General features: G+C 46.8%; 15 protein-coding genes. 11 read left to right on the top strand and 4 right to left on the bottom strand.

Annotation, left to right across the window (positions count from 1 at the left end; genetic code table 11):
* Positions 1–75: 75 nt before the first annotated feature.
* Positions 76–2,838: a TonB-dependent receptor gene (locus A596_RS03675; protein WP_052417200.1), complete on the bottom strand. Its 2,763-nt coding sequence runs from the start codon at positions 2,836–2,838 to the stop codon at positions 76–78.
* A 304-nt stretch (positions 2,839–3,142) separates the two neighbouring features.
* Between A596_RS03675 and A596_RS03670 the strand changes: the two genes are divergently transcribed.
* The 7 genes from A596_RS03670 to A596_RS03640 all read left to right on the top strand — a co-directional run bounded on the left by A596_RS03670 (position 3,143) and on the right by A596_RS03640 (position 12,194).
* Positions 3,143–4,069, top strand: a complete 927-nt coding sequence (locus A596_RS03670; protein ID WP_039912746.1) for a GGDEF domain-containing protein — start codon at positions 3,143–3,145, stop codon at positions 4,067–4,069.
* Positions 4,070–5,113, top strand: a complete 1,044-nt coding sequence (locus A596_RS03665; protein WP_039912745.1) for an AraC family transcriptional regulator — start codon at positions 4,070–4,072, stop codon at positions 5,111–5,113. It begins immediately after the preceding gene.
* Between the two features lie 107 nt (positions 5,114–5,220).
* Positions 5,221–5,883, top strand: coding sequence for an SDR family oxidoreductase (locus A596_RS03660; RefSeq protein ID WP_039912744.1), 663 nt, complete (start codon positions 5,221–5,223; stop codon positions 5,881–5,883).
* Positions 5,884–6,066: 183 nt separating this feature from the next.
* Positions 6,067–7,059: a Gfo/Idh/MocA family protein gene (locus tag A596_RS03655; protein ID WP_039912743.1), complete on the top strand. Its 993-nt coding sequence runs from the start codon at positions 6,067–6,069 to the stop codon at positions 7,057–7,059.
* Between the two features lie 47 nt (positions 7,060–7,106).
* Entirely contained in the window at positions 7,107–9,365 is a 2,259-nt protein-coding gene (locus A596_RS03650; RefSeq protein ID WP_039912742.1) for a DUF3857 domain-containing protein, read from the top strand.
* Between the two features lie 10 nt (positions 9,366–9,375).
* Positions 9,376–10,803, top strand: a complete 1,428-nt coding sequence (locus A596_RS03645) for a tetratricopeptide repeat protein (RefSeq protein WP_152600086.1) — start codon at positions 9,376–9,378, stop codon at positions 10,801–10,803.
* Positions 10,804–10,826: 23 nt separating this feature from the next.
* Positions 10,827–12,194, top strand: coding sequence for an NAD(P)/FAD-dependent oxidoreductase (locus A596_RS03640; protein ID WP_084128013.1), 1,368 nt, complete (start codon positions 10,827–10,829; stop codon positions 12,192–12,194).
* A 47-nt stretch (positions 12,195–12,241) separates the two neighbouring features.
* Here A596_RS03640 and A596_RS03635 read toward each other — a convergent pair whose 3' ends face one another.
* Together A596_RS03635 and A596_RS03630 are read right to left on the bottom strand one after the other, a co-directional pair.
* On the bottom strand, positions 12,242–13,330 hold the full coding sequence (locus A596_RS03635; RefSeq protein ID WP_084128011.1) for an amidohydrolase family protein: 1,089 nt from the start codon (positions 13,328–13,330) through the stop codon (positions 12,242–12,244).
* Positions 13,327–16,803, bottom strand: a complete 3,477-nt coding sequence (locus A596_RS03630) for an acyl-[ACP]--phospholipid O-acyltransferase (protein WP_039912740.1) — start codon at positions 16,801–16,803, stop codon at positions 13,327–13,329. Before A596_RS03630 ends, A596_RS03635 begins: the two co-directional genes overlap by 4 nt.
* Positions 16,804–17,058: 255 nt before the next feature.
* Between A596_RS03630 and A596_RS03625 the strand changes: the two genes are divergently transcribed.
* From A596_RS03625 to A596_RS03610, 4 genes are all read left to right on the top strand, one after another.
* Positions 17,059–17,793: a helix-turn-helix domain-containing protein gene (locus tag A596_RS03625; protein WP_039912787.1), complete on the top strand. Its 735-nt coding sequence runs from the start codon at positions 17,059–17,061 to the stop codon at positions 17,791–17,793.
* 161 nt (positions 17,794–17,954) lie between these two features.
* The gene (locus tag A596_RS03620; RefSeq protein ID WP_039912739.1) at positions 17,955–18,341 is read left to right on the top strand and encodes a hypothetical protein; all 387 of its coding nucleotides are present in this window, start codon (positions 17,955–17,957) and stop codon (positions 18,339–18,341) included.
* Positions 18,342–18,424: 83 nt separating this feature from the next.
* Entirely contained in the window at positions 18,425–19,378 is a 954-nt protein-coding gene (locus tag A596_RS03615; protein ID WP_152600085.1) for an MbnB/TglH/ChrH family RiPP precursor modification enzyme, read from the top strand.
* The gene (locus A596_RS03610) at positions 19,365–20,066 is read left to right on the top strand and encodes a hypothetical protein (RefSeq protein WP_039912738.1); all 702 of its coding nucleotides are present in this window, start codon (positions 19,365–19,367) and stop codon (positions 20,064–20,066) included. The genes A596_RS03615 and A596_RS03610 overlap by 14 nt, the downstream gene beginning before the upstream one ends.
* A 51-nt stretch (positions 20,067–20,117) precedes the next feature.
* On the opposite strand, the gene A596_RS22560 is transcribed toward A596_RS03610, so the two are convergent.
* Positions 20,118–22,373, bottom strand: coding sequence for a cellulase family glycosylhydrolase (locus tag A596_RS22560; RefSeq protein ID WP_084128007.1), 2,256 nt, complete (start codon positions 22,371–22,373; stop codon positions 20,118–20,120).
* Between the last annotated feature and the right edge of the window lie 348 nt (positions 22,374–22,721).

Genomic DNA, 22,721 nt, shown 5'->3' with positions numbered 1-22,721 from the left:
TTCACTACAATATTTGTATTAGCTTAATTCACACTTAAACTTCGCCCTGGATATTTAATGGCAAATAAGCGAAATCTAAAACAGCATAAAGCTCACACCGATTTTGTATGTTGCGCCATAGGTTTCATATTGCGCGTTATAACGTGAATTTTTTACGTAGGTGTAATAAATTTCATCAGTCAGGTTTAACGCTTCAAAATGCACTTTGACAGCATCAGTGATGTAATAGCGCAACGAGAAATCCAATTGCAACTGATCATCCACATACGCATCGTAATCTGCTTCCAGCGGTTCGGTCACTTCCAGCAAATAACGGGATTTATAGTTTGCGGATAAACGCGCGCTGACTTTTTCTGATTCATAACCCACCATCAGGTTCGCAGACGTATCGGATTGGCTCGGCATGGCAATATCTCGTGCAACAAATTCGCCATCATCGTAAGCACCGATTTCTGCAGTAGAATCCACCAGCGTAGCGTTAGCGCCAATCAGCAATCCATTCCACGGGGCGGGCAAGGATGAAAATTGTTTGGATGCTGCCAATTCAATACCGGTAATTTCTGCCGAGTCGCCATTAGCATAGGTCACTGCGTGTTTATAATTTTCGTAATCCGCAGAACCTGCCAAATCGGTTTGATAAACAAAATTATCAATGGTTTTATGGAATGCGAATGCCGATATAACGCTGGCAACACCGGGATAATATTCAATACCCACATCAAAATTTCGTGATTCCAGCGATTTTAATTCCGGATTCCCGAATTCGGCTTCTATATCACCATCATCTTCTTCAATTAATTGACCGGGCGACAACTGCGCAAAACCGGGGCGCACCACGGAATTAGTCCAGGCAGCGCGGATTTGGGTTCTATCATTCACACTATAACGAAGGTGCAACGCCGGTAAAAAATAATCGTCGGAGTTATCGAAGTTACGCGTGCTGGCAATTTCTTCGGCATCATCCCAGGAATAACCTTGTGCAGTGAAATCGGTTTTCTCATAGCGAACGCCGGTGAGAATTCGCAGCGCATCGATATCAATGCGCCCCATCACATAGGCAGCGCTGGTATCTTCCGTAATATCATAATCACCAATACTGCTTTCCACTTCATCTTCTTCAGCGTCGGCAATAGCGGCTTTTACCGCGCGAGCATTAATAGTAGAACCAAACTGGCCTAATTTATAATCTGCATTGCCACCGCTGAAATTAGCCAGGGATGTATCGCCGTTAAAATCTTCGGATGCCCAGACATTGACGTCATTATCTTTTTCGCGCTCAACGCGTTTTACACCAAACTTTAATTGCGCCGGGCGTGCACCGATTTCCAGATCGCGGGCGATATCCAGATTAAATGCATTACTTTCATCATTGGTATTGGTGCTCCCCAATTCCACTTCATCCAGTTTATAGCTGGCGGCCTGATAAAATTCAGCCGGAGCGGTGATATGGATTTTCTTGCTATCGTTGAACGCCAACTCAAATACTTCATCAGCAATCACATCATCGTCGATTTTAAATACTGCACCGGCGATATTTTGTGGTTCATCTTCGCTGGATTTGCTATGTGCGATGCGATAATCCACTGTCCAGTTATCCACACGCGTTTGGCCGCCGAAAGAACTGGATAAAATTTTCTGGGTTTCAGTGCGATCTTTTAATTCGCGTTGTACTTCCGCAGTAATAACATCACCTTCCGCCGCAGGATCTTCGAACTCAATAACATTCGCCAGGCGAATTTCCGAGTCCGTATATTCGCTATAAAGATTACGCCAATATAAGTCAGTATTTTCAGAAGGTTTAACATCAATATTGAATGTCAACCCGGAACGCTCGCGGGAAATACGGTAGTCGCGCTGCTCAATTTCTTCCAACAATGCGCCTTCTTCAAAATCCCAGGCACCGCCAGTTTCCACATTATCTGAACCAAAATCGCGTTTAAATGAACTGATACCAAACGCTACGCCCAGATTATTTTCATCGCTGCCAACGCTGAATTGATTGCTCGCTGTAAGCGCAAGTTTCGGGCTGGTTTGTTCGGTATTTTCATCAAAGCTACCTTCCGCCGTCATTTGCAAAAATAATCCGTCGCGGTCAAATGCTGACAAGCTTTGCACTTCAATGCTACCGCCTAATGAATTGGCATCCATATCGGGAGTTAAGGTTTTAGTGACGACTAAATTTTCCAACAGGTCTGACGGAATTACATCCAACGCAACCGCACGACGATCTGCATCCGGGCCGGGAACACCAACACCGTTAATCGTCACTGCGTTGAAGTCTGGCCCCATACCACGCACACGCACATAGCGCCCTTCGCCCTGATCGCGCTCAATCGATAAACCCGGTAAACGCTGTAACGATTCAGAGACGTTAGTATCAGGAAATTGGCCAATCGCATCAGCCGATACAGCAGTAATAATATTTTCTGCGGCGCGTTGCTTATTCAATGCTTTGTTAAGGCCCGCCGCCTGGCCGATAACAATCACGTTTTCAACAATGCCGGAAACACCGCTTAATTGAAATTGGGTTTTTGTAGTTGCGTTATCAGTAACATTGATACGACGACTGATTGCATCAGCACCAATGTAACTTGTTTCCAATGTATAAATGCCGGGTTTTACATCGACAAAAATAAAACGACCATCACGCTGACTGGTCGCTTCGCGATTCAATTCAACAATGCGCACTTTCACACCTTCCAGTGCAACACCGTAATCGGTTGTTTTCACCTGACCTTCAATGCGCCCATCGGCTACCGCGCCCGCGGCGATACTTGTTAATGCAATTGCCAGCGTATTTTTTAAAAAATTATGTTTTGATAGTGCTTGAGTTTTCATTAAACGGCCCACCTTGCTTCCCCATCTGTTTGTGTCCCCGTGCTGCGCCGGGATGTGAAATATCGGTGAGCAAAATTAGGTGCCATAGATGACAGTAAAGTGACTAAATAGGCTTACTAAAAAAATATGCGCTGAGCTGATTTGCCTCCGGATTAATGCGCAAAAACAGCACAAGTCATCTCAGCCCAACATAAAAAACCGGATTCCTGACAATCAAAATTGAATTCATAAAATTGTCACAAATAACTGTTAAGGGTGGCGGGCTTTATTTATTGAAACTTTTTATGCGGGAATTGATTGCACTATGTTAAAACTTCACCAATGGAAATTACTGGCACTGGGATTGGCTGCCAACATTTTATTGAGTGCGAACTTTGCGTTGGGTGATACCAAACGCTGGAACGTTATCAATTGGCTGGATGTGATTAGTGAAGGTGGGGCAGCGTTACTCGCATTAGTATGGCTGTTATTAATTCTTCAGAGCCGCCCCGCCGGGCGCGTGACCCAATGGTTAAGCCTGGGTTTGAGTTGTATTTTTCTGGCCGGATTCCAGGATTGGCTGGACGAATTTATTACCTTTCCAGATGCCGCTTTATGGGACCATTGGGTAGAGTCCGGATTAATGCCGATCGGACTCGGTTTATTAACCTTGGGAATTTATCACTGGCATCAGGAGCAAATTGCGATTAATGAACAATTGCGTAAGCGCGAGCGATTGTTTCGCGAACATCGCGGGCTGGATTTTATTACGCAATTAAATGGCGCCACTTATCTACGCAAACAATTGCAACAGGAGTTGTCAACCCATTACCACAGTCATTCATCGTTGGCATTAGTGTTTATTGATATCGATTATTTTGATGATACCAACCGCCGTTACGGCCATCAGGAAGGTGATCGTTTTTTGCAGGCGCTGGGTGAATTTATTTTGTTGAACATTCGCGGCACTGATTTGCTGTGCCGCTATGCAGGTGATCGCTTTGCACTGGTATTACCTAACACTGGCCGCATAATGGCGGAGGCCCTCAGCGCTGAAATCACGCGCGCGCTGCATCACTTCGCGTTTAAATCGCGCACGCAAGGGGAAAGTATTTTCCACACCGCCAGTATTGGTATTGCACTCACTGATTCACACCGGCAAGACACAGCCGATTCATTGATTGAACGCGCAACGATTGCATTACTGCATGCGAAAGAAAAACGCAAATCGACGCTGGATAAGGTTGCCTAGGTGAGTTTCCCACATTCCACAACACATGATTGTTATTATTTTCCGCAAACCTGGCGGGAAATAGACACGCCATTTATATATGCCGGTGGCTGGCCACATAGTTTGATTGAACTTGCCTGTGCCCGCGGACACCAGGAACATAAGCTGTTACGCAACACCGGTATTTTCCTGCAAGATCTCGCACACAACACATTGCAGTTTTCCGCCGCGCAGTTGTTTCAACTGATTGAAAATATACTGAAGCATCCAGCGGGACACGAATTGGCATTTTTACTTTGTCACGATGTGTTCACTAACAACGCCAAGCTGGATAATGCAGCCAACCTGCATGATTTTCTGGAATTATTTGCAGGCCACAGTTATGCGATATCGCCATTACTCAGCCCGCATTTTCACTATGAGCAAGAGCGGCTGGTCATTTACTGGCAAGATAATTTTGGTGCAGATTTAATCATGCCTTTTTTATTGGAAATGATTTTCACCGCTTTACAGGTTTATACGCGTCGACGCGCCGGTTATCAATTGCCATGGGCATTTCATGTTAGCCACAATAAACCCGCTTACATAGAACAATATCAGGTACATTTGGGCGAGCGGGTGTTATTTAATGCACGTGGCAATGCGGTATCGATTGCGCGCACTGAATTGTATCGCCAATGGCACACTTCCGATTCATCCATTCAGCTTGCACAGGTGTCCACAATAGGTGAGAACCGGCACCATGGCATTACAACTCCGGTTGTGCGTGGTTTCCTGCATGAAATTTATCACTACCTGAAAACCAATATCCAACACAATCCCCATCTTGAAAAAACGGCGCAGGATTTTGGTATGAGCAGTGCCAGCCTCAAACGCAAACTGCAAAAACATAACAGCAGTTTTCAGCAGCAATTTGATCAGGCACGTAAACATTTGGCATTGGATTGGCTGAGCAAGGAAGGTGTTACCCAGGAAGAAATTGCGCAACATTTGCATTTTTATGATGCCGCCAATTTACGCCGCGCATTCAAGCGTTGGACCGGACAATTACCCGGCAAACTTTAACGATCCCCATGCCAGATTGTTGTGGATTAACCGGCCGGGCTTTCCATCTGCAATGGTTCACTCTATAGTTTTCCCATTCTGCTGCATTCAAATAAGGGGACGAACCTATGCAAACCGTATTAATCACCGGCGCCAACCGCGGCATTGGCCTTGCCTTGTGCAAAACCTATCTCGCCGAGGGCTGGCAAGTGATCGGCGTGTGCCGCAATGCATCGCCGGAACTGACCGAAACCGGTGCACGCGTTATTGCCGGAGTGGATGTCACAGACCAGAAGGCACTTAACCACCTTGCCGATACACTCACCGGAAAAAAACTCGATTTATTAATCAATAACGCCGGCGTGTTGCAGCGCGAGACGCTGGGGAATATTGATTACAACAGCATTGAACATCAATTCAACATCAACGCAGTAGCGCCCTTGCGCGTGACCGAAGCCTTGCTGGGCAGCTTGCATAAAGGCTCCAAAATTGCGTTTATCACCAGCCGCATGGGTTCCATTGCCGACAACACCTCCGGTGCTTATTACGGTTACCGTATGTCCAAGGCGGCATTGAATGCAGCCGCCATGTCACTGGCGCGCGACCTGCACCCAAAAGGTGTAGCCGTTGCGATATTGCATCCCGGTTATGTACAAACAGCGATGGTTAATTTTGGTGGCGATATTTCCGCCGAGGAATCCGCCCGGCGCCTGAGCCAGCGTATCGCCAGCCTGACCCTGGAAAACAGCGGCACCTTCTGGCATTCCAACGGCGACACACTGCCCTGGTAAATGCGGCCCCGCCCACTGGTGCATTTTTTCCTGTTAACCCGCGCGCGGCTCACCTTCAAGGTCGCGCTTGGGCTACACTGACCGCACGCTACAGAACCCATTACAACCACTAAAAACATTCTTGATATCTATCTATACACCCTTGATATCTACCGACAAAAACTCTGACACCAAGGACCTGCCATGCAAAAAATTCGTTGGGGAGTGCTTAGCACTGCCAAGATTGGCCGCGAAAAAGTTATCCCTGCACTGCAAAGCTCTGCCCATAACCAGGTGATCGCGATTTGTTCGCGCACCCAGGAAAGCGCCCGAGCTGTAGCCGACCAACTGAACATCGCCAAAGCTTATGGCCATTACCACGAATTGCTGGCAGACCCGGAAATCGATGCAATCTACAACCCACTCCCCAATCACTTGCATGTTGAATGGTCGATCAAAGCCTTGGAAGCCGGTAAACACGTACTCTGCGAAAAACCATTGGGGTTAAATACAGAAGACGCGCAACGTTTGGTCGATGCCGCAAAAGCCCATCCCCATTTGAAAGTGATGGAAGCATTTATGTATCGCTTTCATCCGCAGTGGCAATTGGTAAAAAAACTGATTGATGAAGGGCGCATCGGCAAACTGCGCTCGGTACATTCAAATTTTTCCTACAACAATCGCGATAGTGACAATATTCGCAATAAAATCGAAATGGGTGGAGGTGCGTTGCTGGATATCGGCTGTTACTCCATTTCGCTTTCGCGTTGGTTGTTTAACGAAGAGCCGGCACAAGTAATGGGCCACATCACCCCGTTCCCCGGTGAGGAGGTGGATTGCCTGGTATCTGGCATCCTTGAGTTCAACGATGGTGCGGCGACCTTTACGACGTCCACTAAAATCGAACCGCAACAATTCGTTGAAGCCAGTGGTGAAGAAGGTAGCCTCTATTTAAGCCAACCGTTTTATGGCCCCACCGATTCTTCGCCCAAAACAATTCGGATTACCCGCAACCGCGATGTGGAAGAAATTAATATTCCGCCCGCCAACCATTACAGTGAAATGGGCGATGCGTTTGCGCAAAGTATTTTTAACAATACACCGGCACCTGCATCACTGGAGGATGCCATTGCCAACATGCGCGCTATCGATGCCATTTTCGAAAGCGCCGCTGAAGGCCAATGGATAGAGCTCTAGAAAAAAGTTGCAGGTTTTGCTGTTAGTTCATTGTGGAGAAATATCGCGTGTCAGATTTTTTTGTGCGGTTAATAAAAAAGCGTTCATTGTGCCTGTTTGGTTTTCTGTTTCTGTGTGGATTGATAATTAGCACAGGCACTCTCGCCGCAGAAAAAGACCAAGGTGAGGCCGCGCGAATTGCCCCACCACTAAAAACCCTGATGCGCGGATTCAAACCTGCCGACAAAACCGAAGCACAGGTTTTATTGCGCAAAACAGATGTTTATATCGATGCTCAACTGATGAGCCATGCCACATCTTATGTGGCGGTATATATCAACAGCGATGAAGCCGTGCGCGACTATAGTCAAATCAGTGTGACCTTCAATAGTTTTTATGAAGACATCCAGCTGGAGTTTGCCCATGTGCGCACACCTGATGGTAAACTCGACAGCATCAAGGCCGATGCAACACAAATCCAAAGCCCTACCGATGAAAATTTTTATCACGACCGCAAGGAATTATTATTTTCACTGCCCAATGTGCGCAAAGGTTCGGTGATTGAATTCCAATATCGCTACACCGATACAAAAAAAATGGTGCCCAACCAATGGTTCGATAGTTTCAGTTTCCACTGGTGGGAAGATCTCGCTGCCGGCCAGGGTACGCGTGCCGATGCCATCCTTACCAGCGAATTAAGTATTACTGCACCCACCAGTATTCATTTATTCAGCAGCGATGTTACGCCCTATCAAATTACCCAAAAACGCAGCGCGCAAGGCCAGCAACAAACAGTCACCTGGACTGGAAAAAATATTGCCAAAATTGAATTGCAAAGCGATATGCCGCGCGAACATAACTACGCCCCCTACCTGCGCGTCGCCACTACAGATAAGTGGAATGATGTGGCGCGTTGGGCTGACGGCTTGGTTGAACCACACTTATTAAGCGATGCTGCATTAGCGCAAATTGTTACCGATATAAAGCAAACTGCGCTCACGCCGGATGCAAAAGTCAAAGCGGTTTATCAAACCATCCAGGATCATATTCGTTACGTCTTTGCCCACGTAGGACGCGGTGGTTATGAACCCCATGACACCACAGATATTTTGAAAAACGGTTACGGCGACTGCAAAGACCAAACTGTGCTGGCAGTAAAACTATTGCGCGATTTGGGCATAAAAGCCGATCCGGCATTGATCATCACACGCGGGCGCGGCATTCCGGACATGACCATTCCCGGCATCAGTTTTGACCATATGATTGTGCATATTCCAGCGCAAAATGGTTTGCAGGAAATCTGGATGGACACTACCGGCGAAACCAGTTTGTACCCCGGTTTTTCCGTAGGCATTGAAGGCCAGCCAGCGTTGATTGTTAACGAGCAGAGCAAACAAATCAGCGTATTACCCAGCCAGGGGCCGGATAAACATTTTGCGCACCTGGAATTGGTCTTCGATAAATTTGACGGTCAAAACGCGCAAGCCAGTTTTAAACTCACCTTTGGCGGACTCTACGAACAACGCTTACGCAGCATGTGGCAATACTCACGCGAACGCGATAAATATTTTCGCGAGTTAATCGGGCAAATTTACAACGCCGCTGAAGTGATCGAATTAAATACCAGCAATGCCGATAACCTATGGCAACCATTTGTCATCAATGGCCGTTTTGCATTTACCAAAGTATGGGGTGGCGATAAGGAACCTATTAATTATGCCTTCAGCATCACCCAACTCACCAATTTATTTGCAGATTTACGCAATTTGCACAAACCGGATGATCGCAAACAACCTTATGTCAATGACCCTGGCTACAGCTTGCAATCACGCATTGTGTTTAATAGCCCGAGCACCAGGCATCAGCTGCGTATAAAAACCCGCGGGGTTAATATCGACAATCCCTACTACAAATTAGTGCAAACGGGAACACAGGAACCGCAGCGTTATATTGTGGAGCAAAACCTCACATTGAAAACCAGTCGTATTGAATTGGCCAATTACGCTGATTTTTACCAGAAAACAGAAGAGCTGCTCGATTCTACGGATTGGACCCTGGCCTACGAATACGATGCAACCGCTGCCGATATGGCCGCACTGCAAAGCAACGGTAAAAATGATATCGCCAGTTTGATCGCGCTGAGCAAATTGCATATTAAAAATGGCGACTACCAACAAGCACTTGAAACGGCACAATCTGCAGTGACAATCGCACCCACAAATGCCGAGGCCCATTACCAATTGGGATTAGCATTAGGATATACCCATCAATTCAAAGAGTCTGATGCTGCGTTTAAAAAAGCAGAAGCACTGGGTTATAAACTTTAAGGGGCATTAATTGGTGAAGCCGTATAACAATTCATTGCAATTCAATTCCTGCGGATTTGCTGGACTGGTATTAATTGGCAGTTTGTTGCTAATGAGTTGCAGCCAAACTGTAAAACACGTTGACGCGCCTCTTGCCTCATCTAACTTGTCAACAGCATCTGCTTTGGTCTCCGATCTGGAGCAGCAGCTGCTTAAAGATCCCAATAATCCCGAACTGCATTACAAACTGGGTTACGCTTACATCGCACAGGCGGAAAAAAGTAAATCCGCTGCGGATCGCAAGCAGGCTATCCGGGAGTTTCGCAACGTATTAAAACTGGTTCCCGGCAACGAAAACACCTTAACAGCGTTGTACAATATTTATTACGATGATGTAGTAAAGGGTGATAACAAAGCGCTGGAAAAAGCCAAAACGATATTTAACCAATTATCATCACAAGCACGCGAGAATTTAAATCCACCATCGCTCGCCTATTTTTTACAACGTTACATCGCCCAAAAAGATGCCCGTGAAAAAAATCCCAATGAGCTTTTTGATGCATTGTTAAGTGCAACGCGCGAGCAACCTGCCAGCGATAAAGCATATATCCAACTGGCAAAAATGTATCGCACACAAGGTTATTACCCTTTAGCGATTGCAACACTGAAAAACGCGGAAGGAAATCAGGTGCAATCACGTGCGTTATATCAAAACCTCGCAGAAACCTATGAAGAACGCGCGGAAGCCGGTGGCTGTACCTATGAAAAAAGTGATTCACTTTACCGCGCTGCTACCTATTACCAGAAAGCCATTCCCCTCGCCACTGATAAACCGGATATGCATTACCAATTGGCGCAAATGTTTATGGACAACAACCATTACCAGCTGGCCCTCAACGAAATTGCGATCGTGTTGGAGCTTGCACCCACTGCTGAAAATTACGGCTGGGCCGCACAAAGTTATTCCCTGTTAGGGCGCGAGCAGAAAGCATTTGAATTGCTCGATAAAGCTAAACAACAAGGACTTGCAACCAGCGATATGGCATACCATGAAATTTATATGAATGCGGGAAACTGGATGCAAGCCGCACTGAGCTTCACCGAATATTTGCAAGCGCAACCGCAAATCAGTATTTACGATGCGATCAAGGCTGATATCCTGCGCGACCAGACCGAACTGGATTTCACCAAAGTAACCAGCGGTAAAAAAATTAACGTGCGTAACGAATGGGAAGGCGCGGTTTACGCCTATTGGACCAACAAAATAAATCGCCAACAATTTGAAAAAACGGCTCGCAATCGCTGCGAACGCACCGAATATTATTTTTATTCCGGCTATCGCGATTATCGCGCTGGCAACACCCAGGCTGCCAAACAGCTATTCAAGGCCGCATTACAACAAAATACTTATCGATTTATCGAGCGGCCCCTGGCAAGCCTTTTTCTGGAGAGAGATTAATCCACTACCTATGCAGGTGCACCATGCAAACATCAACCACCCAATTGGCCACAAGCCAATCTACTACCAGCCAATCGACTGCAAATCGATCTGCGGCCCGGCCGCGAATTGTTGTCGTTGGTGGCGGCGCGGGCGGACTTGAACTCGCCACGAAGCTCGGCGATAAACTCGGACGCAAACACAAAGCAGAAGTCACCCTGATTGATCGCAACACCACCCACCTATGGAAACCATTACTGCACGAAATTGCGGTGGGAACCATGGACGAAGATGTAGACGCAGTGAGTTATCGCGGCCACGCCAACGCCCATCACTTTTTCTTTCGCGTCGGCACCATGATCGATATTGATCGCGATAATCGCGAAGTCGTGTTAGCGCCGATGCACGACGATGAAGGCGTAGAATTTTTACCATCAACCCGTATTCCTTACGATTACCTGGTCATTGCACTCGGTTCAATCTCCAATGATTTCAACACTACCGGCGTTAAAGAAAATTGCCTGTTCCTGGATAGCCCCACACAAGCCCATAAATTCCATAATAAATTGCTCAATAAATTTTTGCGCATCCAGCGTGTGACCGGAGCAGAAGATCGCGTGCGTATCGCAATTGTCGGCGCCGGCGCAACGGGCGTAGAACTCTCCGCTGAGCTACATCATGCCGTACAGGAAATTCATAATTACGGCTTTAACGCAGTTTCAAAAGAACATTTGCAAGTTACCCTGGTGGAAGCGGGTCCACGAATTCTTCCTGCATTGCCCGAGCGCATTTCCGGCGCGGCCCACGGCGAACTGGTAAAAATCGGCGTGGATGTAAAACTCAACACCATGATTACTGCCGCGACCAAAGAAGGATTGCAAACCAAAGACGGCCAATTAATTGAAGCGGATTTAATGGTATGGGCCGCTGGCATTAAAGTGCCTGAGTTTATGGCCAATATCGCTGGCCTGGAAACCAATCGCATCAACCAACTGCAGGTGAATGAATTTTTGCAAACCTCGCGCGACCCACATATTTTTGCCATTGGCGATTGCGCCCAGTTTACCAACCCCGATGGCTCACGCGTTCCACCGCGCGCGCAGTCCGCGCACCAGATGGCAAGCACTTGCTATAAAAATTTGCTGGCATTGATCGATAACAAACCATTACATGCTTACAAATACACTGATCATGGTTCATTAATTTCCCTTGCCAGTTATTCCACCGTTGGCAATTTGATGGGTAATTTGAGCAAGGGCAGTATGTTTATCGAAGGACGTCTCGCGCGTATGGTTTATATTTCGCTATACCGTATGCACCAGATTGCGATTCACGGATTAATCCGCACCGGATTAATTATGCTGGGAGGACGTTTGAATCGCTGGTTGCGTCCGCGCTTGAAATTGCATTGATTGATTTTGACCTACGAGCGGAGTGCATTGCACTTCGCGATTTATTATTATCCCTGATTAAATAATTTATCACTCCACTGAAACACCTCTTCCTTCACACCCATCGCACGCTTTAATGCCACATCCCTATCCCACTGGTTGCGAATCAATGAAATTTGAATCGCTTGTTTGAGAGTAATATCACCCAGGTGATAAAGCGGTGAAACGAGTGGGAAAAATTGCAGTGGCCAATCTGTTCCATAAATTAAATGACCTTGCAATTCCGGTGCACTGACAACTTTACGCATAAAACCGAGTTTATTAACCTGCGTAAGACTGGAAATATCGCCATAGAGATTGGGATATTGTTTGAACATGGGCAGTATACGTTCGAAATTATCTTCACCGTGGGACTCACCGGTTGTTGCAATATGTGCGGCAATAACGGTAACGCCCATAGAAAGAGGCAGCGCCAATTTTTGTGGGTCAGCCAATTCATCCCGCGCACTGCTAAATGATTTTTCCATTCCGGTGTGCGTCAGCAATGGCATATTCAATTCAATCATTTTTTGATAAAAAGGAATCAATGCGGGATCGGCCGGATCAATATACATAATTGATGGCAACCATTTGATTAGCACTGCACCTTGTGCGCTGGCCTGCTCCAAGCGCTGGATTGCGTCCTTCCGATAGGGATTGATACTCGCCGCATATAACAAATTGGGATATTTTTGCGTTTGTTCGTACACGTATTCGTTAGGGACATAAATCTGGGTGAGGTTTTTATCCAGATTTCCTTTCGAATCTATTACACCATCCATCGCCAGAATCACCGCTTTATTAACGCGTGATGATTGCGCGACTGCATCGCTGACTTTCTTGACAACAATGCTATCACCTTGCTCTTCCAGCTCATTCAGGCTTACACCCATCGCCCAGAGATATAAAGGAAAGCGAACATTGTCCCGCATTTCTTTATTAATAAAACAACCGGAATTGCCGTAACCCAAACCGGCCACATGCGCATGGAAATCGATAATGCTTTTGCCAGTGCCGGTAAGCTCCACTGGAGGTTTTGAAGCAGCCACATAAAATGCAGCCACTCCAAAGCTCACAAACACTGCACTGAGACCAATCCATTTTTTTAACGCGTTCATTCCACATTACCTACTGAAGACAAACTCAACGCCAATTGTTTTGCTGCACTGAAATCCGTTTTGCCACTACCCAATTTAGGAATAGATTCAACCTGTTGAACCTGTGACGGAATCATTAGCGGGTTACAATTAATCGATAATAAACGTTGGCGTAATTCACTAGCCTCAATTGCCAGGGTGATCAACAATACAATTTGTTCGCCTTTTTTCTCATCGGGGATATTCACTGCAACCATTTCCACATCGGGTTCGGTGATTACTTTTTTAATTTCCTGTTCAACAGCACCCAGGCTAATCATTTCACCGCCCAATTTGGCGAAGCGCGAATAGCGGTCCACAATTGTTAAAAATCCGTCGGCATCAACGTGACCTTTGTCGCCGGTTTTGTACCAGCGACGACCATCCAGCTCCACAATAACGGATTTGGTTTTTTCCGGATCATTTAAATAGCCAAGCATAACTTGTGTACCGGAAATTAAAATCAAACCATCTTCACCGACCGGCAAGGTTTGCAAACTTACCGGATCAACAACGCGGAATGAACAACCGGGTAATGGCAGACCAACAGTGCCGAGTTTATTTCCCGGTTGCACATGCCAGTCGTTAGGGTCCAGCTGATCGGGGATATTCACACTCGCTACCGGTGTGGTTTCCGTTGCGCCGTAGCCTTCGTAAATAATTTTATTAAACCGCTGCTGGAACTCCTCGCGCACTTCCGGCGCCAGTTTTTCAGCACCGGCAACCACAACCCGCAACGGCTCCAGCATTAATGGATGCACTTTTTTATTTTTACTGTACAGACGCAAGAAAGTTGCCGTCGCACACATCACAGTGACGCGGTTGCGCGAAATGGCTTTGGCGATATTTACCACATCAGTTGGGTCCGGATGGCACACCACCGGAATACCTTCGATTAATGGCAGGAAGGTCGTGACAGTTAAACCGAAAGAGTGGAACGGTGGCAAGCTGCCCATCACCACATCATCTTCACGGGTTTTTAATACGTCGCTGATTTGCTTTATGTTGGCCATAAAGTTGCGATGGCTTAATACGATTCCCTTGGGTGTACCTTCACTGCCGCTGGAAAAAAGAATCGCTGCCGGATCATTAATACCCACCCTTTTACCAAACACCAGATAGAACAGATCAGCTGGAAGAATATGTGCGCCGATAAAACCGAGTGCCACCACGAATTTTGACAGTTGTTCTTTCAGGCTTTCAAGATAAACCACCTGCATACCCTGCAACATTGCATCGGTATCAATGCCGCGCCCCTGCAATTTTTCGATAAATTTTTCCGAGGTATAAACAGTTTTTATCGCGGCATTTTTTACACCCGCCTGAATAGCCGCAATGCTGGTGGTGAAATTTATGTTCACCGCCGTTTGGCCATTCAACATTACCGCCAGGTTGGCGATAGTCGCCGCACTGCTGGCGGGCAATAAAATCGCCACGTTTTGTTCACGGTCCCGCTTGCGCATTTGCTGCGCAAAAGCCACGGTTGCCGCGAGCATTTTGGCATTGGTCAATTCTGTGCCGTTGGTATCAATTACGCAGGTTGCTCCCAGATGTTCTTTTGCAGAGCGAATATAAGCAAGTGGCAACGGATCAAACTCTTTGGTGTGCTGCTCCCAGGCATCGAAGGAAAGTTCAAATACTTTTTGTTTTAGTTGTTCCGCTTTGGTATCCGCAGGCAATGGTTGACCAAAGGTAACAACGACTTCGCGACGCAAACCACGCGCGGTATTTTTGCGCAGTTTTTCACTGCGTGCGCGCGACAAGCGACTGCCCCATAAGCCATGCAGATAAAAAGGTACAATCACACCATTGAAACCGTCTACAACACGTTCATAACCGGTGCGAAATGTTCCTAATGATCCGGTGCGGCTAATTGCGCCTTCAGGAAATAAACATACGACTTCACCGGCAATTAATAACTGATTGATCAACTCCAGGGATTCCTTGCTTTGGCCGCTGCTGATTGGAATTACACCGAAAAATTTAAAGATGGGTTTTAAATACCATTGCTCATAAATAGAACGCAGCATTACAAAACGCACAGGACGCGGGCAAGCAATTTGCACCATCGCCCAATCGATCCAACTGATGTGATTACCCAACAGTAATACACCGCCGGTTTTTGGTAGATGATCGAAACCTACCACGCTGATTTTGTATTTGCCTTGCACTAATAAAGCAGCACCAATACGGGTTAATGAATGCGGCAATTCATAAACAGTGAAGAATGCGCCGCCCAATGCAACCAACATCAACAGGAAAAATAATTGTGGCGTAGTCAGGCCGACACTCGCCAGCAACATGGTTAAACCAAGGAAGGCAATCATGCCGATATTTTGCACCCAGTTATTGCCGGCAAGCACAGTACCGGCTTCATCGGCTTTGGCGTGATATTGAATCAATGAATTAAGCGGAATAATAAATAAGCCACCGAGCACTCCCAGCCCCATGAATGTCATAGCCATTGCAAAGCGCGAATCCAGCGCGGGCAATACACCGAGCAACACAGCAAAGCCCAAAGCACCAACAGGAATTAAACCCAACTCAATATAATTTTTGGATAATTTACCGGCGACCAGCGAACCGATCACAATACCGATTCCGGTACAAGCAAGAATTCCCTGAATTACCAGCGTATTATTTTCATTTAATACTTCTTTGGCAAATGCAGGAAATGACGCTAATACTGCCTGGGAAATTGCCCAGAACATGGTGAGGCCGATAATGGATAACCAGATTGCCCGTTTAGCGGAAATCGTTTTTAAATTTTTGCCAAGGTAACCGCCAGTTAAATATTTACCCACGGAAAAAGTCTGGTGTTGCTTTTCCGTTTCGCAGTGGCGATCCGGTAATTGGTAAGCCATCCATAATTCAATCAATGTAAATGCAACTAATGCCCAACCGAGCGGAGCTATGCTGGTAATAATTGAATTCGGGTCAGTGATCACAACATCTTTCAAAAATACTTCAAAGAGTGCGGAGAAAACAAACGTGCTGCCGAGAATGGAAATAATCGTCAGCGCTTGCACGATGCCGTTAGCGCTGGCGAGGTTAATGTCGCCAACCAGTTCGCGGATGTAACCATATTTTGCCGGTGAATAAATTGCTGCTTGAATACCGAGAGTTAACGTCATCGCAAATGCAAGCCAAAACCAGCCCTGGTAATACGCCAACATAATCACTAACACGGCGACTAATTCAGCCCAGGCACTGTATTGCATGACTTTGTGTTTGGGATATTTATCGGAAATAAATCCGGCGGGAGAAAATAACAGGATAAAAGGAATCAAAATGAGGGCATTCACCAACGCAGTTAAAATAACTTGCGTATTGCCATCATAGATTTTGAAAACAGTATTCTGGATAACGATTTTGTGGCCCAAATCGATAAAGGCATTTACAAATAGTACTAGCAGATAAGGTATAAAACCTTTAATGCGGAACAGTGGCAGCACAGTGTTGACTCTCCTTATAAGAGGCCCGGGAGCCGGGCCTTAAAGCGGACTACCTTAAGTGGTATTTAGTATCGGCGTCCTTTTACCCCAAGCAATCGCGCGTGGGGAGCAGCCGGTTTTTTAACGCCCGGCCAGCATGCCCAAGCCGGCGCCCACTTTCTACCTTTTTCTGTAAAGTTGAATTTTCATGGCCACAAGGTAGCGTATTTTGCTACCTTTACCACAAACCAACCCCATAAGCGCATCCACGACACCATGCCCCAAATCAATAACCTGCTTGGCACCCTGAAAAAAGCCCTGAAAAGTCACGGCCTCACCTATGCCCGGGTGGCAATCCACCTGGATCTCACCGAGGCCAGTGTGAAACGCCTGTTCTCCGAACAACAAATATCCCTGCAACGCCTGGAGCAAATTTGCCAGTTAATGCAGATGGAAATTTCTGACCTGGTGCAATTGATGAATGAACAACAACCGCAATTGCAGCAGTTAACCCGCGAACAAGAAGAGGAAATTACCCGCGACTTGATGTTGCTATTGGTTACCGTGTGCGTGTTGAATCGCTGGACAATGGAAGAAATTCTGGATTGGTACAAAATTAGCGAACATGATTGTTTGCAAAAATTAATCCAACTGGACAAGCTGAAACTGATTGAATTATTGCCACGCAATAAAATTAAATTACGCGTTGCAACCAATTTCGGTTGGCGCGAAGGTGGCCCTATCCAACAATTTTTCCAGGAAAAAATTGCACAGGAATTTTTTAAGGCACGCTTTGATAACCAGGATGAATATTTGCTGGTCTTAAACGGTATGCTGTCCCCTGCCAGTCATAAGGAATTCCAACGCAAACTTAAACGTGTAGCGCGCGAGTTCGATGAATTAAATAACCAGGATGCCGGTTTACCACTGGAAGAACGCAAGGGTGTTACATTGGTATTAGCGGCACGCCATTGGAATTATGGTTTGTTTAAACCACTGTTAAACAAATAAATGTACGCCATTTTTTTGGAGTTATGTGAATATTTCACAAGAATTCTGCTTCATTGTTCGCTGGTTAATATTCAACAGGAGCAGATGATTAAATGCGAGAGAGCCCAAGGAGTTTCCGGCAAGCACTCTCTTTCATTTATCAATCGTTAAGGAGAAGGATCATGTCTGACGAAAAATCCCCTGTCACTGAAACTCAAGACGTTAACGCATCCAGCAATCCCAATGACCGCCGCGATTTTTTACGCAACTCCATGCTCGCCGCCGGTGCTATAGCAACGCTCACAGCCGCAGAATCCGCCACAGCACAAACCTGTTACGATGCCGCTGGCAATGTCACTAAAGCAGCAAGCCCGGTGCAAGTTATTGACATCGCTTTTAATAGTGCGGATGTCGCACTTGATGATTTCAATAGCATCCTCAAACAATTGGGGAGAATGACCGGGTGTTTGAATTGCGGTTTCAACGGTTTTGATTTGCGCTTCCGCATTAATCCGGTTATCAAATTGGACACCCGTATTCCCGTTGCGGCCAGCCTTATGCAACGTTAACGCAAAAAAAGCCGATACATGACATTCTGTGGTGTCGGCTTTTTTTGTTGATAACGCATCGTTAGTCTCAGGCAGGAGGCATTATGGCGATTAAACAGTGTCCAACCAAATTAGGGGTAGGCATTAATTATCATTGGGATTTTTCAGCGCTGATTTTACGCAATGCCAATATCATTAATTTTATTGAAGTTAGCCCCGACATTTTGTGCGAGGAAATCATTACCAGGCAACAACGCAAATTGTGTTTTGATAACAACAAAATTGAACAGCTTAAATTTATCGCCAGTGATTTTCCGGTAATAGTGCATGGCCTTGGTCTATCAATAGGCTCAGCGAGCGGATGGAACCAGGATTATTTATCCATGTTGGATAGCTATGCGCAACAACAACCATTTTTGTGGCATAGCGAGCATTTGGGTTTTACCCTCGCCAAAAATCCGGACGGCGGTGAAGATCACGCCGGACTTCTACTCCCTTTGCCGTTTACCCGCGAAGCACTGGATTTACTCTGCCCGCGCATCCAGCATTTATGCCAGCGTTACACAACTCCTTTCCTTATTGAAAATACAACCTGTTACTTACCTGATTTTATTGGAAATGAATGGAATGAAATTGAATTCCTCAACCAGTTATTAAGCAACACCGACTGCGGATTGTTATTGGATTTATATAATTTTTACTGCAATGCCATTAATTTTGGCTTTGATCCATTAGCGGCACTGATGCGTTTGCAACTTGATCGAGTGATAGAAATTCATATTGCAGGTGGCGTCACCCATGAAGGTTTTTTACTGGACGTACACAGCGACCTGGTGCCCGAACCCGTATGGGACATGCTGGAATCTATTTTGCCTTATACCCCAAACCTGTGTGCCATTACCTACGAGTTACTTGAGCACGCACTGCCATTGTTGGGCGAGGAAAAAATCGTTGCGCAACTAACGCGCTGCCAGGCACTCTGGCAACATTATTGTTGCGCCCAGGAAAAAAACCATTTGAATTTGCAACAAATGGAGCCTAATTATGCCGCTTGCTGATGTTCAATCCTGTTTGGTCAGCCTTGCACGCGGCAATCACACGCCGTTAATGCACAAACAAAACCTGAGCGATGAAGAACGAAGCTGGCTACAGCAATTACGCGCCAGCAAGGGGTTAATGGTTACTGAGCAAATCCAGGGCTGGTGGCGATTGGGACGACTGCACACTGCAGCCCCTCTCACCGTCGGATTATTAAAATATTGGCAACAGGAATTTTTAATTATCGACTACATCACCCATATGCCGTTGCGCACGTTATTTTTTGCGGCGGAGATAGAACAATTCAAACAATTTTTATTGGATCGCGACGATGTAGATGCATTTACCAAAACAACTATTGCATTTGAGTATGCATTAAAACAAGCAGGTCAATTGCAGAGTAATGATGGAGCGCCGATAAAGCAGGTCGATAAAATCCAGCTCGCGCCCGGGGTTGTGGCATTGCAATTCAATCGCAACCCACTCGAAGTCTTTCATGCACTATTGACAGCAAAACCAATTGCTGCCGGAAAAGCGGAAAATTTTTATGTGGTAGTCGCACCGCATTTGCCGGATTTATGGCGCCGGGCGTCAGCAGCAGAATATTTGTTGTTAACGTCGCAAGCGCAATGTTTAGCAGAAGCATTTGCGCCAGGAGTTAACCGGCCATTAGTGGAATGGCTCATTCGCGAAAATTTTTTGCAATAAAAAAACGGCGCTGCAATTGCAGCGCCGTTTTTTGTGTTACCCAATCAGGGATTATTTACCCCAGAGTGAATTCAACAGTGAGGTTTTGCGCGGGTCAAGTGTGGTCCATTGGCCCCACTTATCGTTCGCGCTAACCGGATCCCAAGGGGTCAAATACCAACCGAAGGTATCAGCCGACTCAGGGTTCATCGACCAATAGCACGCGTGGATATTTTTCTTCTTGAAGTAGTTAACTGCTGCAACTTGCCATTGTTGATCTACGTTGGTGGTGATGTGGCTCCACGCAGTACGATCAGCCTGGCTGGTTTTGTTTGGCCAATCCATGTTGCCACCGAATTCGCCCACCAGAATACCGTAGCCTTGCTCACGCAGGTAACCGAAGTGCTCTTCCCAACCTTCTTCAAGCACTGTCGGGTTAATCACGATACGGCAATCAAGCTCAGCCGCAGAGTCACCTTCAAGCCCCTCACACTCGGTTTGGGCTGGATCCATATGGTGTTTTTGTACAAACACTGATGGGCCATAGGTGTGCGGTGACAGCAACAAACGGTCTTTTGGAATGTTGAGCGGTGCCTCAGCAAACCCATACAGGTTTTCACCCCAGTTCGGGTTCAGGTCCGGATTACCGTGTGGCACTTCATCTTTGGTGTCAGGCGTTCCATCCTGGTTATTTGCGGTACCGGAAATACCTTCAACAATAATCAGCAGGTTAGGGTTAACGGAATCAATTGCAGCGTAGGCTTCTTCTGATAACGCTTTCCAATCTGCCCAGGTGTAATCCCATGGCTCGTTGAAAATATCGATACCCACCAGGTTGGTTACACCCAGTTTCGCTGGAAGACCTGCAATTTCCTTCAGGTTAGCCAGCCATTTGGCTTTGTCATAGGCGTGGATTTTAGTCACGCTGCTGGGGTTGCCAGTTGCAGAGCAAGAATATTCTTCACGTCTGTAGTCATAGCCAACGCGATCTTTATCCACATACGGTGGACGTGCGTCGAGGCGACCTTTACGCCAACCGACGAAGTTGGAGCAGGAGTGGATATCAACAAAGATCTGAATGTTGTTTTGATCAGCCAGCTTGATGAAATCCTCCAGCGCCTGGCGAGCGTTGGTTTGGCGGATCGATGGATGGTTTTTCAGGTTAGGTGCCATACCTTGCGGGTTATTGGCTTCCAGGGTTTGTGGAGCGATCGGCAACCGCAGCATGGTGATGCCGGCAGCTTTCAACTCTTTCATGGTTTGGTCGATAGTACGGCCTGAACCTTTACTGTCATTCACCCACCACATGTTACCGGCGTACAGCTCCATTGGCGCACCGCTGGGGTTGGTCGAATCATTGGATGGCTCATGACGACCTTCCAGGCCGAACCAGTTACCGCATTGTGCCGGCAACGCCTGGCCATCTTTGGTCAGGTTACCCTGCGCGTTCACGCGGAATACACCACCAGCAGGAGGAGTAACACTGGAGCTTGAGCTGGAACTGGTTGTTGGAACAGAGCTGGATGAACGGATTGAACTGGAGCTGCTGGTAGTCACGCCCACAGAAGAGCTTGAACGAGAGCTACTGGTCACTGCCACCGATGAGCTTGAGCGCGAACTGCTGGTCGCTGGCGTTGAAGAGCTGGTTGCTGGCGTTGAAGAGCTGGAGCGGCTGGATGTTGTCACCACGCTTGAAGATGTACCGCAATTGGCAGTATTGGTGAGGCCAAATGGCGATGGCTGGCTGGTACAGGTAGCGCGTGAAATACAGCTTCTATTGTTCTCATAACCCCAACCGCTGGTAGTCGTCACACATACAGGGTAAAGCGTGCCATACCAGTTACATTGCTGGAGGCAAGCTTGCAGGGAGCTTGAAGAAGACGACGATGTGGTTGGTGCTGATGATGAAGTCGATGGCGCCGATGAAGAGGAAGGCGGCGGAGTATCACCACAAACCGCTCCGGTAATAGTCGGACGCTCAGCAGCTGCACTGTTATTTTTATTGATCTGGAAACCAAAGGTTGCGGTTTGGCCTGGCGACAAAGTACCGTTCCAACCAACATTCGTGGCTGTATACGGGTTGGAGCCACTCACTTGGGCATTCCAGGAGCCGCTCAGTCTGTTGGTAGCGTATTGCCAATTGACAGCCCAACCATTGATAGTGGAAGTCGTGGAGTTAGTGATGCGAATTTCACCGGTTGCACCGTTGTTCCACTCATTGGTAATTACATAGCTACAGGCAGCAAAAGCAGAGCCTGCGTAGCTCGCTGCCAGCACACTCAGCCCGAGCAGGGCCAGCCGGAAGCGTTTGTTTGGAGGAGTAGTCATTTATTGTCTCCTTGGACGAAACATGGATGAGGGTTAAACCCTGGTTTTATTAGAAAAGCCCTGATATCCGGGCATGAAACAGCCACTCCTGTTGCCTGCAAAAGCAGACAGCCAAGGCAGCAACACCCAAAAGTCGTTACTACTTTGGTGGTCCTGTTACTTCGAACGACGCGAAAATCTACGCCAGAAAATTATTTCGCCCCGATTACGGCTGGGGCACGGATGATTGCTTGGAGAGCTTTGTTTGACGCCTAAAATTTTATTTTTATTATTGTTGTTATTTGTCTCACTTAATTAAGACAGCGCTGTCATTTTTGTGTTTTCAAAAAAGGAATACTGAGAACCAGT

Origin of the sequence: Cellvibrio mixtus subsp. mixtus J3-8, from assembly GCF_000766945.1 — a bacterium.
In the GTDB taxonomy this organism is placed as follows: domain Bacteria; phylum Pseudomonadota; class Gammaproteobacteria; order Pseudomonadales; family Cellvibrionaceae; genus Cellvibrio; species Cellvibrio mixtus_A.
The sequence above is the reverse complement of the archived record's forward strand: the minus strand, read 5'-3'. Positions and strand labels throughout refer to the sequence as shown.